We start from the raw sequence: 17,086 nt of genomic DNA on the forward strand, positions 1-17,086 counted from the left end.
GTCCTTATTATTATTATAGCGACTTCATTGTGCCTTTAGGCAATACTGCTGACACTGCTGATTTTTGTACAGTTACTTCAGCTTGATCGTTAAGTGAAATAACAATGAAATCTTTATCGTCAGAGATTTTAGCGATTTTACCCACTAAACCACCTTGAGTAAGAACTTCATCGCCTTTTGCCATCGCATTCATCAGCGCTTTATGTTCTTTTACACGCTTAGCTTGTGGACGGTAAATCAAGAAGTAAAATACTAAGCCAAAGATAGCTAGCATGATCAACATCTCATAACCACCACCGGCTGGCGCTGCACCTGCCGCACTTGCGTGGGCGTTTGAAATAAATAAACTCATAACACTTCCTCTTTAATTTTTAAATTTAATTTGTGGTATCTGCAAGCTCTGGCACTTCTTGGCCGCGGCGTGCATAAAAATCATTTACGAATTCATCTAACTTACCGTCACCGATCGCATTACGTAAACCTTCCATAACGCGCTGATAGTAACGTAAGTTATGAATTGTGTTTAGTCGTGCACCTAAAATTTCGTTACATTTATCAAGATGATGTAGGTACGCGCGCGAATAATTCTTACAAGTATGGCAATCACACTCAGGATCAAGTGGGCCGGTATCTGTTTTGTGCACAGCATTACGAATTTTCACAATGCCACCGGTTATAAATAAATGACCATTACGCGCATTACGAGTTGGCATTACACAGTCAAACATATCGATACCGCGACGAACGGCTTCAACTAAGTCTTCAGGTTTACCTACACCCATAAGGTAACGGGGTTTGTTCTCTGGCATTTTATAAGCACAGTGATCAAGAATGTTAATCATCTCATTTTTTGGCTCACCGACCGATAAACCACCGAGTGCGTAGCCATCAAAACCAATTTCTTCAAGACCTTGTTGTGACTGAGCACGCAACTCCGGATACATACCACCTTGGATAATACCAAATAAAGCTGATGGATTGTCACCGTGACCTTCTTTTGAACGCTTAGCCCAACGAAGTGATAACTCCATTGAATCTTTAGCTTCTTTTTCGGTGGCAGGATAAGGCGTACATTCGTCAAAAATCATTACGATGTCTGAACCTAAATCACTCTGCACTTGCATAGCTTTTTCTGGTGAAAGCATAATTTTTTCACCGTTAACAGGCGAGCTAAACAATACACCTTCTTCGGTAATTTTACGCATTGCGCCTAAGCTAAACACTTGAAAACCGCCTGAGTCGGTTAAAATTGGTTTATCCCAATTCATAAAACCATGTAATCCACCATGCTGCTTGATGATTTCAGTACCAGGGCGAAGCATTAAATGGAAGGTGTTACCTAGGCAAATATGCGCACCAGTGTCTTTGACTTCATCTGGGGTCATACCTTTGACAGTACCGTAAGTACCTACTGGCATAAATGCTGGCGTTTCGACTACGCCTCTATCAAAAATCAAGCGGCCGCGGCGGGCTTTACCGTCTGTACGGTCTAATTCAAACTTCATATCATCCTCAAATGTCAGAAAAACAGTCCAACAAGCTATAATTTAACCGCTCGATTCTACCCTTTTTGTAAAACCATTACTATTAATTGGGCCCAAAGCTGAAATTAAAAGTGCAAAAATCAAAACTAAAAAGCCCAACGCAAGGCTGGGCTTTAAGTGCTTTTATAGAAAAAACTATTTACGGGTTAAAAACATCGCATCGCCGTAGCTAAAAAAGCGGTATTTTTGTGCAATTGCAGTTTGGTATGCACTCATAATATTATCTTGCCCAGCAAATGCACTAACCAACATGATCAATGTCGATTCTGACAAGTGAAAATTAGTGACCATGGCATCAACTACGTTAAATTGATAACCTGGGTAAATAAAAATATCGGTGTCACCAAAGTAACTGGCTAATTGGCCGCCATGTATCTTAGCTGCTGATTCCAATGAACGTACCGAAGTTGTGCCTACCGCAATCACTCTGCCGCCGTTAGCTTTGGTTGCAGCGACTGCTGCAACAACATCATCAGGCACTTCAATGTATTCGGAGTGCATTATATGATCATCAACCGAGTCTACGCGTACCGGCTGAAATGTGCCCGCGCCAACATGCAGAGTAACAAATGCCATGTTTACGCCCTTAGCTTTTATTGCTGCCATGAGCGTATCGTCAAAATGTAGGCCAGCAGTTGGCGCTGCAACCGCGCCAGGTTTTTCACCGTAAACTGTTTGATAGCGTTTGCGGTCTTCGTCAGTATCTGGACGGTCAATATAAGGTGGCAGTGGCATATGGCCAATATCGTTTAAAATTTCCAGTACATTTTGACTATCGCTAAACTCTAGTTCAAACAATTCGCCATGACGACCCACCATAGTCGCCTGCGCTTTACCTTCGAGAATAAGTTCTGTACCTGGTTTTGGTGATTTACTGGCGCGTACATGAGCCAGCACGCGGTGCTCATCAAGCACTCGCTCTACTAAGACTTCAACTTTGCCACCTGACGCTTTTTGGCCATACATACGAGCAGGGATCACTTTGGTATTGTTAAATACCAACAAGTCATTTTCATTTACTAAATCAATAATATCGCTAAATATTTTATGTTCTACAGCGCCACTTGGGCCATCTAAGGTTAATAAGCGACTGCTGGTTCGATCCTGTTTAGGAAAACGAGCAATTAATTCATCAGGTAAGTCAAAGCTAAAATCAGCCACGCGCATAGGATATATCCAGATCAAAAAAGTCGCGCCAAGTTTAACTGCATCGCGCTATTAGCTCAACCAACGGCTTTAATTAAAATACAATGGAATGTTCTCTTGTGGTTCGAGACAAATGGCATTATTCTACTCAACTTAATTAGATCTAGGTTTATAAGAGGTGTGACATAAATGGCTAAGCAGCTAACTTTGCTGATCTTAAACGCCAGTGTCGCTGAGCGTCAGGCTGTTAAGTCAACCTTAAATCGGCTCAATGTATTTACTTTCCTTGAAGTAGCCGATAGCCAGCAAGCCCTCGAAATTCTTAAATCTCAAGCGGTCGATGTCATTATTACCGGTCTTAATGTTGGTAAAATAGATGGTTGGCGATTTTCTCGGATGATCCGTTCAGGGTTATTAAAAACCCCAAAAAATACACCAATTGTACTAACTCCGCCTATCTATTGTGAGCGAATAGCCGAAACGACAGCACGCAGTTATGGCATAGATGCAGTATTGCCATTTGAACGCCAAGATATGCTGCCACAGGTACTGGCAAATGTGTTATCAACGCATTTAGAAAAAAGTAGTCGTTTAGACTTGTTGCTGCTCGAAACCGACAGTGACAAAGCAGCTGAAATAGCGCAACAATTACAGCTAAACTTTGCCTGCACCCATGTTTCTAGTAATAAACAAGCATTATCAATCTATTTGCAGCAAAAGTTTGCCATTGTGTTACTTGATGCAACCGCAGCACACGCAGGAGCTGCCAGTCAATTAGTTGAAGAGATTTTACAACACAACCCAAAACAAGCCATTGTAACCATTATAGACACGAAAGATGCCGATCATGCTGAACAACTATTGCTTTCAGGGGTCACTGATTTTATTCGTGCACCATATGAACAAACCTTGTTAAGTAAAGTATGCGACCATGCTGCGCGCCGTGAAGATTTTATGGTCAGTTATGCAGAGTTTGCACAAAAAGTAGAACAGCTAAGTCAAAGTCAAAGCCGCTATAAGGAGCTATTTTCAGCCCATCAGCGGATACTATTACATCTTAATACTGTGGTGCTTGAATTTGATGAACAAGGCCGCATTCGTTTTATCAACCCTGCGTGGGAAGCACTCAGTGGGTTTGGCATAAAACAAACCTTGAGCAAAGCACTCTCTGACTTTTGTATCAATGATTGCAAAGATAAACTACTGCAAACAATTAGCAGTATTTTGCATGGCGGTGCCTTGCAACAGCAGGTTGAAGTGCAAATTATTCATAAAGATGGTCAAGCTATTTGGGTTGAGTGCCGCTTACAACTAATCAAAAACAGCAGTAATGCTGCCACGATCACCGCCACAATAGATAATATTCATGAGCGCAAACAAGCTGAATTACAGCTGCGCCATTTAGCACTACATGACACCTTAACCGGCTTACATAACCGCTATTATTTTGATCAACAACTCAATCGAATTTGCCAGCCGCAACGCACTAATGGCGACATAGAGCACGCTTTAATTTATATTGACCTCGATCATTTTAAAATAATTAATGACAGTAAAGGCCATCAACAAGGCGATATAGTTCTTAAAGAAGTTGCGCAACTATTTAACGCCAATATCAGTGATGAACACTTAGTGTGTCGCATTGGTGGTGATGAATTTGCGGTGATCTTAAATAATATGAATCTGCTTGATGCACACTTGATAGCTGAAAGTATTTGCATGGCTATTGAAGGTCATCAGTTTAAATCTGAAGAACAAGTTTATTCAATTAGCTGCTCAATTGGCTTAACGCAAATAACAGCAGCGAACCATGATCCGAGTGAATGCTTAAAACAAGCTGATATTGCCTTGTACGTTGCTAAAAGCTTAGGCCGTAATTTGGTTCATTGTTACTCTAAAGAAGATGCCAGCCATAACACCTTGCAAGCTGGATTAGAGTGGGGACACAGCATTCGCCAAGCATTGCAACAAAACCAAATTGAATTACATTACCAGCCTATTTGGGACTTTAAACATGGTGGTGTCGCTTATTTTGAAGCACTGTTACGCTTAAAACTCGACGGTGAACTGGTTTATCCAAACCAATTTATTCCGTCACTTGAATTATTGAACGACACTTACTTAATGGATCAATGTGTGATCAGCAATGCAATTTCTGCCATTGCCGCTAACCCTGAGCTAAATCAAGTTGCAATAAACCTATCTGCGCAATCGTTTTTAGATGAACGCCTATTACCGCATATCGAATCGACCCTTGAAAAGTGCGATATCAGCCCTACCCGGGTTATTTTTGAGATCACCGAATCCGCCAGTATCAATAATTTAACTGCCACTCGTGCGATGATCGAAAAGCTCAATCGCTTGGGCTGTCATTTCTCAATTGATGACTTTGGCACTGGCTTTAGCACCTTTAATTATCTTAAGCAACTGCCAGCTCAACACGTAAAAATAGACGGTTCGTTTGTTCGCGATATGCTTAATGATCCAATCGACTTGGCGTTAGTTAAAGCAATAAACGATATTAGTCGCTCGCTCAATAAGCGTTCAGTTGCTGAATATGTTGAAAATGAAGAGATCTTTTTAGCACTAAAAGAAATAGGTGTTGATTATGGCCAAGGCTACTTTATTTCACGCCCGGTGCCCGTAGAAAAAATCAAACATCAGTTACAAAAAATTTATCAAAACAAAACTTTTTACGAACAACCACCTAGCTAAAATAGCGAACTTTTCATACAAATCTACGCATTTTTTTACTTCCATCTTGTGATAACTCATCTATACTTTGCTCATCGGGCGATAAATGTCTTGTGATTATGATGATAATCGAAATTTCACATGACATCGTTAAATCATAGCAACATGCCACTTACAAACTAACATGTTGTTATTAGTATCATTGTCAATTTATGGAGTGAATTATGATGCAATTAATAGTGTTACTATTAGCGGTAAACTTAGGGATAACTTACCAATGCTATCGATATGCCAGTATCAAAGGTTACCCGGTTGTAACTTTTACCTGCTTAGGTTTGATCCCCTACTTTAACTTAGTGGTGTGGGTTTATTTGTTATTTTTACCAGATATTACGCCATTCAATAAACAGTTTGAATATGAAGGGCATAACGAAAAGCAGCCTTTATAATACGGCTGCTTGTTGGTCAGGGATAAGTTATTAATTGAGCTGAGTTAATATCAGCTCGGCTAATTAAAATTGGTAGCTAATAGCTTTTTTAGTCAGTTCGCTGGCTTTGATATCGCCGGCGACACACTTTTTAATATCTGATTTATTAAATACTTTTATTAAACTCGTATTTTTATCGCCGAGCCCTTTAAGAACAAAACTCACATGCTCGTCGTTTGGCAAACTACGTAAACCACTACCGTAATCACATAACGTAAGACTGATACTTGTACTTACTTGCTCCAGTAACTGTTGTTGCTCTGCGGCTTGTTGTTGCTCACGCTCTGCATGCTTTGCATTGATATTTTGGCGTAGCTGTTGCTGCTGTTTAGTGAGTGTAGTTTGTTGTTTTTCCAGCTTCGCGATATCTTTTTCTAACGCTTTTTTGCGTTGTTCAAGCTGTTTTTCTTCGGCGCTATTATCATGGCGGCTGGCAAACTCTAAATCGCGCTTTTCACGCTCTAAATCCCGCAACTTTCGGCCCACATCACGCTCTTGCTCTGCAATTTCGCGCACTTGTTCTGCGCCTTCACGCATTAGTTCCATCGCTTGTTGATAAGCTTCTCGTGATGATTCAACAACATCTTCGGTAATAAACTCTACTTGATCACTGATAATTTCAATATCCATATTAGCAAAATCAATTTCAGGCAGCGGTGGTAACGGCGCATTAGGTGCGTTACTAAAAATAGTCTGCCAGCGGCTAGAGCCTCTTACGTCCAGCTCAAATACCACTCCCTGCTTAACAAAATAGTTGGCTTGAATCGCACGGATCCTTTTATTGGTATCTTGCTTTAACGCGCTGCTTAAAATGTTTTCCATTATTGCTACTTCACGCTGTATTGATGCCAACTCCGCAGGGTCTTGCGCAGATACATTAGCACTTAAGCACCCAAGTATGGCCATTATGGCGCTGCTGATAAGTTTTTTATTCATGCTCTATACTCCTAATTTTTCGCAATCGCGGCTGTTGGCTGCTCTTGTACTTGTTCGGCTAAATCATTTAATTGCATCCGTAGATACGCTTGATCTTGAGCTCGCTGGGTTTTGATGTAAGTGATTAAACTGGCAATATCTTCTTGGCGTTCAACTCGTCCTGTTGCAATGGCCTCTTTTGCTAATTGATACATCTGCTGTTGTTGCAATTGATTTTGCGCAGTAATAATTCTTTGCATTTGGTCAATTTGCTTTTGTTGAGACTGCAATAAATGTGTTTGTTTCGTTACTTGTGCAAGTAACCCCTGCGCATCTGATTGCGGTATAACTAAAAAGATTAACGAACAAACCAATACTGATGCTGCAACAGCCCACGCTCCAGCGACGCTAAACACACGCACAGCGGAGAACTGCGATATTGTTGATTGGCGATCCCAGATTGGTACAGGTACAGCCTTATAGTCACGGCTATGCTGTTGCCATACTTGCGCTTGGCTCATCAACGCTGCATATTCGGGATCATTTTCGAGCTGCTGCAATTGTTTATCGCTCAAAACTTTACCATCTAACCATTGCTCAAAAAGCGACTCTAAACTAGCCATCTACGGCCTCCAAATGAACTTTTAATTTTCCTAATGCACTGTATAACCGCGACTTAGCAGTATTAGTTGAAATATCTAATTGCTCAGCAATCTCTTCAAAGGTGCAATGCTGGAAAAATTTCAACTCCACCACTAAACGCTGCTCCCACGGTAACTTATTCAACATACTTTTTAATTGCTGATGCTGGGCCTGAGCTACACTATTGCCTTCTAATTCACTGTGTTCACAGGCCTGTTCTGGCACATCATCTAAGCTCTGATAATGCTTGCGACGGCGGTAGTATTCAACGCTACGCCGATGCACAATTTGAAATACCCAAGTATTAAAACTCGACTCACCACGAAAGTTCGGCAGACTTTTATACACCGAAATAAACACCTCTTGCATTAAGTCCATGGCATCATCTGGGTTACTTAGCATCCGCAAACAATAGTTATAAACTTGGCTTTCATGCTGCTTAACCAGCTTAAGCCAGGCGCGCTTATTTCCTTGTTGTGCTTTGGCGATTAATGTTTCTATTGATTGAAAAAACACGATTCTCGATGCTTAGTTATTTTACTTATGAGGTTAGTCGATAGAGTGAAGCAGATAGTTTGGAAAAGATAAAAATAAATGAAAATAAATAAAAAAGCTCACCTAAATGAGCTATTCCTGTGTCGTTATACCAATCGTGTTAAGTTACTGACCATTTATAGCGACAGATAAATGGAGTGATAACAAGGCATAAATTTTGACATATAGTTGTTCTACATGAAAAATTTATAACGCAGTTAGCGCTTTATTTAGCTCGCTAGAATGGTTAAATATTTAAGTCGATTGGCATTAAGCGACATTGCTGCTTTAAAAAGCTTTCTAGCATTTGGCTAAATAAACGAAAATCTCGAATACGACCAGTTGTTTTGCGCCATAAAATGCCAATATCGCGGTATGCGTCACTTTGTGAGGGAGTGGCAAGCATGTTTTTGTTCGCTAAAATACCCGCGTTAATCGCCATTTGCGGTAAAAAAGTCACACCGAACTGGTGCTCAACCATGCTAAGTAAGGTGTGTAAGCTCGCCGCTTCAAACGGATTGATACAGCTTGAACGATTTAAATGACAAGCACTTAATGCGTGCCCTGTCATACAATGCTCTCGCTCTAATAAGAACACGCTGGCTTCCGGTAACAAGTTAAAATCTTCTATATTCTTAGCAGGTAAATAGTCTTTATGATGTACTAAGCAAAAGTGATCTTGCGCGAGTACTTGAGTATGAAATTTATCAGTATCGTAAGGTAGTGCCAATAGCGCCATATCGATATGGCCATGCTCGAGTTTATCTAACAAGCTATCACTGGTGTCTTCAACCAGTACCAACTCTAAATCAGCAAACTGTTGCTGACAAAGGTGATATAGAGGTGCCGCAATAAAACTAGCAATCGTTGGAATAACTCCGAGGGTGAGCGTACCGCTTAGCGGTGTTAAATGGCTTTTAGTCAGCTCTCTAACACTTAGCGTATCGTCAATAATTTTGCGTGCCCGCTCTACCACTTCTTCGCCGATGGCTGTGAACATCAAACTACGATTTTCACGCTCTATGAGTTGGCAACCGAGTGTTTCTTCAAGGGTTTGAATTGCACTGCTGAGTGTTGATTGACCAATAAAACACGCACTTGCGGCGCGGCCAAAATGTTGATGCTGATGAACTGCCAATAAATACTGCAGCTGTTTAATACTTGGTAAGTTCGTCATACTTTTTGTACCCACAAATAAAAAGACCCCAACACCAAGGGCGTTGAGATCTTTTCAAGCTAAAAGTCTGTAATACTTAAAGACTGCTGGATTTAAACTCCAAAGGCAGTTCTCAGTATGTAGAAAATAACAATAGCAAGGGCAGCGCCAACTGGCAATGTAATTACCCAAGAAACTACAATGTTTCTGATCACACCCATATTAAGTGCAGCAATTCCACGTGCCATACCTACCCCTAATACCGCGCCAACTAAGGTTTGTGTAGTAGAAATTGGTAAGCCTGTTCCCGATGCAATTACAACTGTAGAAGCAGCAGCTAATTCAGCAGCAAAACCACGACTTGGTGTTAAATGCGTAATGCCTTCACCAATCGTTTTAATTACTTTTTTGCCTAAAATTGCAAGGCCTGCAACAATACCGAAACCACCTAGTGGTAAAATCCACCATGCGATTGTCGCTTGCTTAGCTATCTCACCGTTATTTTCAACAATGTTTACAACTGCAGCCAACGGACCAATCGCGTTAGCCACGTCATTAGAACCATGAGCAAATGCCATACAACATGCGGTTAATACCATTAAGATAGCAAATACTTTCTCAACGTTATTAAATTGCATTTTCTTATCGGCTTTTGGATCAATCTTTAACCGAGAAATAACGATTTTACCAATAATACCAACAATAACAGCAATACCGATTGCTAATGCATAACCTTCAACAGCACCTAAATTAATACCAATGTGCTTTAAACCTTTCTTGATGGTTACTAAAGACATGATAAAACCGGCTAAACCCATGTAAATAGGCACATAGCGTTTGGCATTATTAAGTGGCGCATCGGTGTCAAAAATTAACTTTTGCGCACTCATAAATATTAAGTAGGCAATAAACCCTGAAATCGCCGGGGTAACAATCCAACTCCCCACAATACCTGCAACTTTGTCCCATTGAATCGCTTCGCTGCCAACTGCAACTAAGGCAAATCCGATGATAGCGCCAATAATTGAATGCGTGGTTGATACCGGCCAACCTAAGAATGAAGCTATTAGCAACCAACTACCCGCTGCAAATAATGCCGAGATCATCCCTAATACCATAAGTTCTGGCAGGTCTAAAAACGGCGTAGAATCGATAATGCCTTTACGAATTGTCGATGTTACTTCGCCGCCAGCTAAGTAGGCGCCTGCAAATTCAAAAATCATCGCTATAAAAATAGCTTGTTTAATAGTTAATGCTTTTGAACCTACCGATGTGCCCATCGCATTAGCAACGTCATTCGCGCCAATACCATAAGCCATAAAAAAACCGACTGCTGCGGCAATTAAAATTAATACCGTGCCATAAGATGCAATGATATCCATTGTGTAACCCTAATCTTTCGTTATTGAACTGAGTGTAAATTACCGAGCTAACATCAGCTCAAGACGCGAACCAACGCGTTCTGCGATATCCGCAAGCTCGCCGACCCATTCGATGATTTTATATAAAAACATTACATCTACAGGATTGAGTTCATCTTCGACGTCGCGTAATTGGCGACGTATTATGATTTGCATATCATCCGTGTCTTGTTCAATTGCATCCAATTCAACGAGCATTTTTTCTACTAAGGTCACTTCACGACCTTTAAAACCAGTTTCTAGTAACTCATCTAACTCATTGATTGCGTTTGATGCTTGTTTAGTTGCATCAACACAGCGAGTTACATAGGCTAAAAAGTTAACTTGAATTTCTTTTGGAATGGTCATCTCACGACCAATTACACGACCAGCAATGTCTTTTGCTTTATTAGCAATTTTATCTTGCTGGGTGACGAGTTCGAGCAAATCTGTACGCTCTACCGGCATAAATAAACCGCGCGGTAATTGTAAACGTATATTTCTTTTCATGTCGTCGGCTTCACGTTCTAAAGTACGAATGTTCAAGCGAATCTCTTCTGCTTGTTGCCACTCTTCTTTAAATACATGATTGAAAAAAGGGATCAAAGCTTTACTTGCTTGATGTACCTTCTTGATGTGATCTTCCATTGGCTTTATAGGAGATTTTGCGAATACCCCTAAAAATGCGTTTGTAGGCATAACTGACCCTTAAATCAAATTAGTATGCTTTGCGGCGTGAATTTTACAGCATTCACCGCGATTGTGAATGCTTTTATTACATCACAGCTGCCGCTACAGCATTATAATTATAACGAAAACATGAAAAGCGACCATTGGCCGCTTTAATAAAACAAGACGGTATCAAAAAATCTATAACGATTTTTCTATATCCTCTTGAGATGTATGACGAATATCTTTGCCATTAACAAAGTAAATAATATATTCAGAGATGTTTTGACAACGGTCGCCAATACGTTCCAATGAACGTACCGACCAAACTAAATCCATAATTTTTGGAATTGAACGTGGATCTTCCATCATATAGGTCATAATTTGACGAGTAATTGCTTCATACTCACGGTCAACCTTGGCATCTTCTTTGTGTACTTCAAATGCTTTTTGTACATCCATACGTGCAAAAGCATCGAGTACATCATGCAGCATTTTTGAAACTTGGCGACCCATATTTTCGATGTTAACTAATAAATCTTGCTGATCTTTAGTAAATGAATCTAGCGCAACTTTAGCAATACGCTCAGCCTCATCGCCAATACGCTCTAAATCGGCAATGGTTTTAGCAATCGCGACCACTAAGCGTAAATCACTTGCAGCTGGCTGACGACGAGCAATGATACGGGTACATTCCTCATCAATATTTACTTCCATGGCGTTTACTTTATAGTCGTTTTCACGCACTTTACGCGCTAACTCAGCATCGCCATTACTTACCGCATCAAGCGCGCTATTAAGTTGCTGCTCAACTAAGCCACCCATGCTTAATACATGGTTACGAACGTTTTCTAGCTCTTGGTTAAAGCGGCCAGAAATATGCTTATTAATATTGTGTTCCATTGTTTACCTTCTTATCAAAATCGCTAACGTAACCCAAAAACAGTTTGACTCAGCCTAGCCGTAACGACCGGTGATATAATCTTCCGTTTTCTTTTTCGTTGGGGTAGTAAATAACGTATTGGTATCTGAGTACTCTATTAATTCACCCATGTACATAAAGGCCGTTTGATCAGAAACCCGCGCTGCTTGTTGCATGTTGTGGGTTACGATAACAACGGTAAACTTATTTTTTAAATCGTTGATAAGCTCTTCAATTACCAGTGTTGAAATAGGATCCAATGCTGATGTTGGCTCATCGAGTAATAATACTTCAGGCTCAATGGCGATAGAGCGTGCAATCACTAAACGTTGCTGCTGACCACCTGACAAACCAAATGCGCTATCGTGAAGCCGATCTTTTACTTCATCCCACAGTGCCGCGCCTCGCAGTGACTGTTCAACCACCTCGTCTAATTTACGTTTTTCTTTGATACCTTGTAAGCGTAGGCCATAAACCACATTTTCGTAGATTGATTTAGGAAACGGGTTCGGACGCTGAAATACCATACCAACATTGCGACGCAGCGCTGCAACATCTACCTTTTTGTCATAGATGTTTTGTCCGTGTAGTAAAATTTCACCTTCAATACGGCAAATATCAACCAGATCATTCATACGGTTAATACAGCGCAATAACGTAGATTTACCACACCCTGATGGTCCGATAAATGCGGTTACTTGGCCTTTTGGAATATTCATATTCACTGAGCTAAGCGCTTGTTTTTCACCATAGTAAAGATCTAAGTTTTTGATCTCGAGTGCCGTTTGCTCGGTGCTTAAATTATCTAAGTCCAATTTCAAACTCGTGCTTGATTGGTTTACTTGTGGAGCGACTGTAATCATGTTTGTTACCTATAGAATCTTTACTAATTATTGATCAAGCGATCTAAATTTTTCACGTAAATGGTTACGTATGCCTATCGCGGTGATATTCAGTGTAATAATTACTGATACCAATAAGAATGCGGTGGCATACACTAGCGGACGCGCCGCTTCAACATTTGGGCTTTGGAAGCCAACATCGTATATATGAAAACCTAAATGCATGAACTTTCGATCTAGATGAAAATACGGGAAGTTACCATCGAGCGGTAATGTCGGTGCCATTTTCACCACACCCACTAGCATCAATGGTGCAACTTCGCCGGCAGCACGCGCTACCGCTAATATTAAACCGGTCATAATCGCAGGACTGGCCATTGGCACGATAATACGCCATAACGTTTCAGCTTGCGTTGCGCCCAGTGCTAAAGAGCCATGACGAACCGTACTTGGGATACGTGATAAGCCTTCTTCGGTTGATACAATCACCACAGGCAGCGTTAAAATAGCAAGCGTTAAAGCAGACCAAAGTACCCCTGGAGTACCAAATACTGGACTAGGTGCGGCTTCTGGATAAAACAATTGATCCAAACTGCCACCTAATACATAAACAAAGAATCCTAAGCCGAATACACCGTAAACAATTGAAGGAACACCAGCCAAGTTAATGACCGCGATACGGATCATCTTGGTAACCGCATTTTTAGCCGCATATTCATGTAAGTATATAGCTGCTACAACCCCAAACGGCGTTACGATTACAGCCATCAACATTACCATAAAAACAGTACCAAAGATTGCCGGGAATACACCACCTTCGGTATTAGCTTCACGCGGATCATCTGAAACAAATTTACCTAGTTGAACAAAATAGTGACCTAGCTTTGCAACAAAGCTCATGTCATTAGGAAACCAAAAATCCAAAACCTGATATAAAGGCAAAGTAACAATTTCACCGCGCATATCTTTTACGGTTACCTGATCACGCTTAGCTTGTTTGCGCAGTGCAAATAATTGCTTTTCAAGTACGCCATACTCGGCTCTTAGATCAGCACGCTGTTGCGCAAGCTCAGCCACTCGTTCATCGGTCAATGCATCATCAAGTAAATACGATTTCTCTTGTAAACGTAAACGCTCTAATTGATAGTTAATATGCCCAATGTCACCGTTTTGCAAATCAAGAGCTTGCTCATTAAGCTCAACGGCACGTTCAACTAATTCTTCTAATACTTCAGTTTTATTATCGGTAATCACTTGGCCGTCTTTTATTACCTGTTCAACGTAGCCATAAAAGTTACCGTTTTTACTGCGCTCAAATACAGCTAGGGTCGCAGGCATGGTATTTGATTTTATGTCGGTTTCTAACACCCAACGAAAATCTAAATCAACGTATTCACGGTTACCGGTTTTAATTAAATAACGCTCTAGTTGCTCTTTATCATAACCAGATAAATCAACACCGGTTGCCTCAAGACGAGACTTAGGCACCATTTCACGGTCGTATATTTCACCAATTACGGTTTGCTGCGCAACCGAGCCTTGTAGCTCTAATTGCACTACTTGTGATGGCCAGAAAAAGCTTAACCCTTTCCAAGCAATCATTGCTAATAACCCTAAGACAGAAATCAAACTGATACTTACTGCACCACCTGTCATCCATATCCAAGGAGAACCTGACTTAAACCACTGCTTTAACATGTCGTGTCTCCCACTTACATCGAGCTGTATTTATCACGCAACTGCTGACGCACAAACTCAGCAATTGTGTTGAAAATAAAGGTGAATATGAACAATACAAAAGCGGCTAAGAATAAGATCCGATAGTGTGAACTTCCCACTTCCGATTCTGGCATTTCTACTGCAATATTCGCGGCCAAAGTACGCATACCTTGGAAAATACTCCAATCCATTATTGGCGTATTACCCGTTGCCATTAGTACAATCATCGTTTCACCTACTGCGCGGCCTAAGCCCATCATGACCGCAGAGAAAATACCAGGGCTGGCGGTTAATAACACCACACTAACCAAGGTTTGCCATTGTGTTGCGCCTAGCGCCAATGAACCGTTTGATAAATGCTTAGGCACACTAAATACAGCATCTTCTGCGATAGAGAAAATAGTCGGAATAACCGCAAAACCCATCGCAATACCGACTACCAGTGAATTACGTTGATCGAAAGTCAGACCCAATTCGTTAGTCAAATACTGGCGAACATTACCGTCAAACATCCACAACTCAACCACCCCGCTCATCGCAAAGGCTAACCAACCAATCAGTAACAATACTGGTATTAGTAAGATTGAGTGAGCCCCTTCAGGAACACGGTGACGAAAGCTTTCTGGTAATTTAGTCCACGCAAATGCGGTCGCTAAAATCCCCAGCGGCAGCATAAATAACAGACCAACAATCGCAGGTAAATGCTCTTCTATCAACGGCGCAAGCCATAAGCCTGCTAAAAAACCTAAAATTACGGTTGGTAATGCTTCCATTATTTCAACCGTTGGTTTGACTACTTTACGCAATGGACCTGACATAAAATAAGCGGTATAAATTGCTGCCGAGAGCGCAATCGGCACTGCGAATAGCATCGCATATAAAGCAGCTTTTATAGTACCAAATGAAATTGGCACTAAAGAAAACTTAGCTTCAAAGTCATCACCGGCAGACGTTGATTGCCAAATATAACCCGGCTCTGGATAACCCTCATACCACACTTCTTGCCACAAGGCTGACCAAGTCACCTCAGGGTGTTCATTGTGAATTTCAACCACGGTTAATTTGTCATCAGCTAGAATAAGTGCCGCATTTGAGCGTGGTGCAATAGCAAAGTTTTCAATCGGACCTTCACTGATTTTACCTTGCCATAGTTTTGCTTCGCTGGTGGTGTAATACACGCCTAACTCACCATTAGAACTGGTGGTAAAGAACGTACGGCGATAAAACTCAGTGAATATATCTAGCTTAGGCTGCTTTGAGGTTTCAAACGCGCGTATTTTTTGATATTCACGGCCATCGTCAGTATTAATTTCAAACCACTGCGAAACTTCACCATTGTCATTCGCTAGCATCAGCGAGTTAGCTCCGGCTAATAATTGCGCCGAAACCAAGTTGGCATTTTCTTCATTCGCCGCAAGCATTTGGATCAGCTCAACCTCGCTTGGATTGCGAGTATCGTAAACATAAATTTGATTTGCTGAGCGAACAAAAGTACGGGTGGTATCTGGCGACATTAGGAGTTGGTCTACGCGCCCTTCAACATCAAGTTCAGTGCGTTCTACAACCCATTCAACTTCACCGCTGAACATGTTTTCTTCAGCAACAAAGCTGCTAAAAATCACACGTTTGTCAGCCGTTTGTGCCACAACAGCGGTTTTATCTTCATAATGACTAAATGCAAATTGTTTAATGGCAGCACCATTGTCGTCAACCTGCAATGTTTTTTCACCAAGTGGATAACCCAAACGTGGGGTTAATTTACGTTCGTTATTAGGAAAGGTAACTAAGAATTTAGGTGACACTATCATCACCGAACCATTTTCTAGTCCGTATGCGTAATGCCCTTGAAATGGCGCGCTGGTTGCAAAACTACTCACTTCGCTGTCAAGTGGCACAACTAAGCTAGCAAGCTTTTTACCAAAGCCCTTTTTCTCAACACTGTAATAATCAACCTTACCTTGTTTGCTCAGTAAAAAAGCAATTTCTGTTTGCTCTTCAACACCTAAGCCAACAATTTGTTCAGCATCGCTAAGCGCAAAACTATCGCGCGTTTCTACCTTCGCTGATTCAAAAATAGGTTGCACAACATACAATAAATAGAAGAATATCAATAGCAAAGCTATTAATACCATAATACCGCCAGCGGTAATGCTAAATTTGGCAAACCGATCTTTAAATAGACGGCTTCTATCCGTATTAAAAGACGGTTTATTCGGATTGGAAGTCATCAAAACACCTATAAATCTTAACGTTGGATAGATTATATTTCACCAAGATGACAGTATTGTTACAAACGTCATAATTGCTAAGACTTTGTTGTGGTATTCATCATAAAAAAACAAACAATGTTTATATTCAATAACTTGAAAAACTTTCAACTTAGTGCTTTATTATTGATAAACAAAAGTTTAGATA

Annotated in this window: 15 protein-coding genes; 2 read left to right on the forward strand and 13 right to left on the reverse strand. The window is 40.9% G+C overall.

The window, feature by feature from the left end:
* Window positions 1–13 precede the first annotated feature (13 nt).
* From yajC to queA, 3 genes are all read right to left on the reverse strand, one after another.
* Window positions 14–352, reverse strand: coding sequence for a preprotein translocase subunit YajC (gene yajC / locus H5162_RS14940; protein ID WP_182732013.1), 339 nt, complete (start codon window positions 350–352; stop codon window positions 14–16).
* A gap of 25 nt (window positions 353–377) precedes the next feature.
* Complete coding sequence (gene tgt, locus H5162_RS14945; RefSeq protein WP_182778884.1) at window positions 378–1,505, reverse strand: tRNA guanosine(34) transglycosylase Tgt; 1,128 nt, start codon at window positions 1,503–1,505, stop codon at window positions 378–380.
* Window positions 1,506–1,679: 174 nt separating this feature from the next.
* On the reverse strand, window positions 1,680–2,711 hold the full coding sequence (gene queA / locus H5162_RS14950; RefSeq protein ID WP_145238247.1) for a tRNA preQ1(34) S-adenosylmethionine ribosyltransferase-isomerase QueA: 1,032 nt from the start codon (window positions 2,709–2,711) through the stop codon (window positions 1,680–1,682).
* Between the two features lie 168 nt (window positions 2,712–2,879).
* On the opposite strand from queA, the gene H5162_RS14955 reads away from it, so the two are divergent.
* The gene (locus H5162_RS14955; RefSeq protein ID WP_145238244.1) at window positions 2,880–5,405 is read left to right on the forward strand and encodes an EAL domain-containing protein; all 2,526 of its coding nucleotides are present in this window, start codon (window positions 2,880–2,882) and stop codon (window positions 5,403–5,405) included.
* A 203-nt stretch (window positions 5,406–5,608) separates the two neighbouring features.
* A complete protein-coding gene (locus H5162_RS14960) occupies window positions 5,609–5,833 on the forward strand; it encodes a hypothetical protein (RefSeq protein ID WP_145238241.1) in 225 nt (74 codons plus the stop codon).
* A gap of 63 nt (window positions 5,834–5,896) precedes the next feature.
* On the opposite strand, the gene H5162_RS14965 is transcribed toward H5162_RS14960, so the two are convergent.
* From H5162_RS14965 to H5162_RS15010, 10 genes are all read right to left on the reverse strand, one after another.
* A complete protein-coding gene (locus tag H5162_RS14965; RefSeq protein WP_182732011.1) occupies window positions 5,897–6,808 on the reverse strand; it encodes a hypothetical protein in 912 nt (303 codons plus the stop codon).
* A gap of 11 nt (window positions 6,809–6,819) precedes the next feature.
* Entirely contained in the window at window positions 6,820–7,410 is a 591-nt protein-coding gene (locus H5162_RS14970; RefSeq protein ID WP_145238235.1) for a hypothetical protein, read from the reverse strand.
* On the reverse strand, window positions 7,403–7,945 hold the full coding sequence (locus H5162_RS14975; protein ID WP_182719203.1) for an RNA polymerase sigma factor: 543 nt from the start codon (window positions 7,943–7,945) through the stop codon (window positions 7,403–7,405). Before H5162_RS14975 ends, H5162_RS14970 begins: the two co-directional genes overlap by 8 nt.
* Before the next feature lie 265 nt (window positions 7,946–8,210).
* On the reverse strand, window positions 8,211–9,140 hold the full coding sequence (locus H5162_RS14980) for a hydrogen peroxide-inducible genes activator (RefSeq protein WP_145238228.1): 930 nt from the start codon (window positions 9,138–9,140) through the stop codon (window positions 8,211–8,213).
* A gap of 92 nt (window positions 9,141–9,232) precedes the next feature.
* Entirely contained in the window at window positions 9,233–10,501 is a 1,269-nt protein-coding gene (locus H5162_RS14985) for an inorganic phosphate transporter (protein WP_145238225.1), read from the reverse strand.
* Window positions 10,502–10,540: 39 nt separating this feature from the next.
* Entirely contained in the window at window positions 10,541–11,218 is a 678-nt protein-coding gene (locus tag H5162_RS14990; RefSeq protein WP_145238222.1) for a TIGR00153 family protein, read from the reverse strand.
* Window positions 11,219–11,389: 171 nt separating this feature from the next.
* On the reverse strand, window positions 11,390–12,091 hold the full coding sequence (phoU, locus tag H5162_RS14995) for a phosphate signaling complex protein PhoU (RefSeq protein WP_064668157.1): 702 nt from the start codon (window positions 12,089–12,091) through the stop codon (window positions 11,390–11,392).
* A gap of 54 nt (window positions 12,092–12,145) precedes the next feature.
* Window positions 12,146–12,973 (reverse strand): phosphate ABC transporter ATP-binding protein PstB, encoded by an 828-nt coding sequence (pstB, locus tag H5162_RS15000; RefSeq protein ID WP_145238219.1) that lies wholly within the window; start codon window positions 12,971–12,973, stop codon window positions 12,146–12,148.
* Window positions 12,974–13,000: 27 nt separating this feature from the next.
* The gene (gene pstA / locus H5162_RS15005; protein WP_145238216.1) at window positions 13,001–14,650 is read right to left on the reverse strand and encodes a phosphate ABC transporter permease PstA; all 1,650 of its coding nucleotides are present in this window, start codon (window positions 14,648–14,650) and stop codon (window positions 13,001–13,003) included.
* Between the two features lie 14 nt (window positions 14,651–14,664).
* On the reverse strand, window positions 14,665–16,899 hold the full coding sequence (locus H5162_RS15010) for an ABC transporter permease subunit (RefSeq protein WP_145238213.1): 2,235 nt from the start codon (window positions 16,897–16,899) through the stop codon (window positions 14,665–14,667).
* Window positions 16,900–17,086 lie beyond the last annotated feature (187 nt).

This window comes from Pseudoalteromonas sp. SR41-8 (genome assembly GCF_014163915.1).
In the GTDB taxonomy this organism is placed as follows: domain Bacteria; phylum Pseudomonadota; class Gammaproteobacteria; order Enterobacterales; family Alteromonadaceae; genus Pseudoalteromonas; species Pseudoalteromonas rhizosphaerae.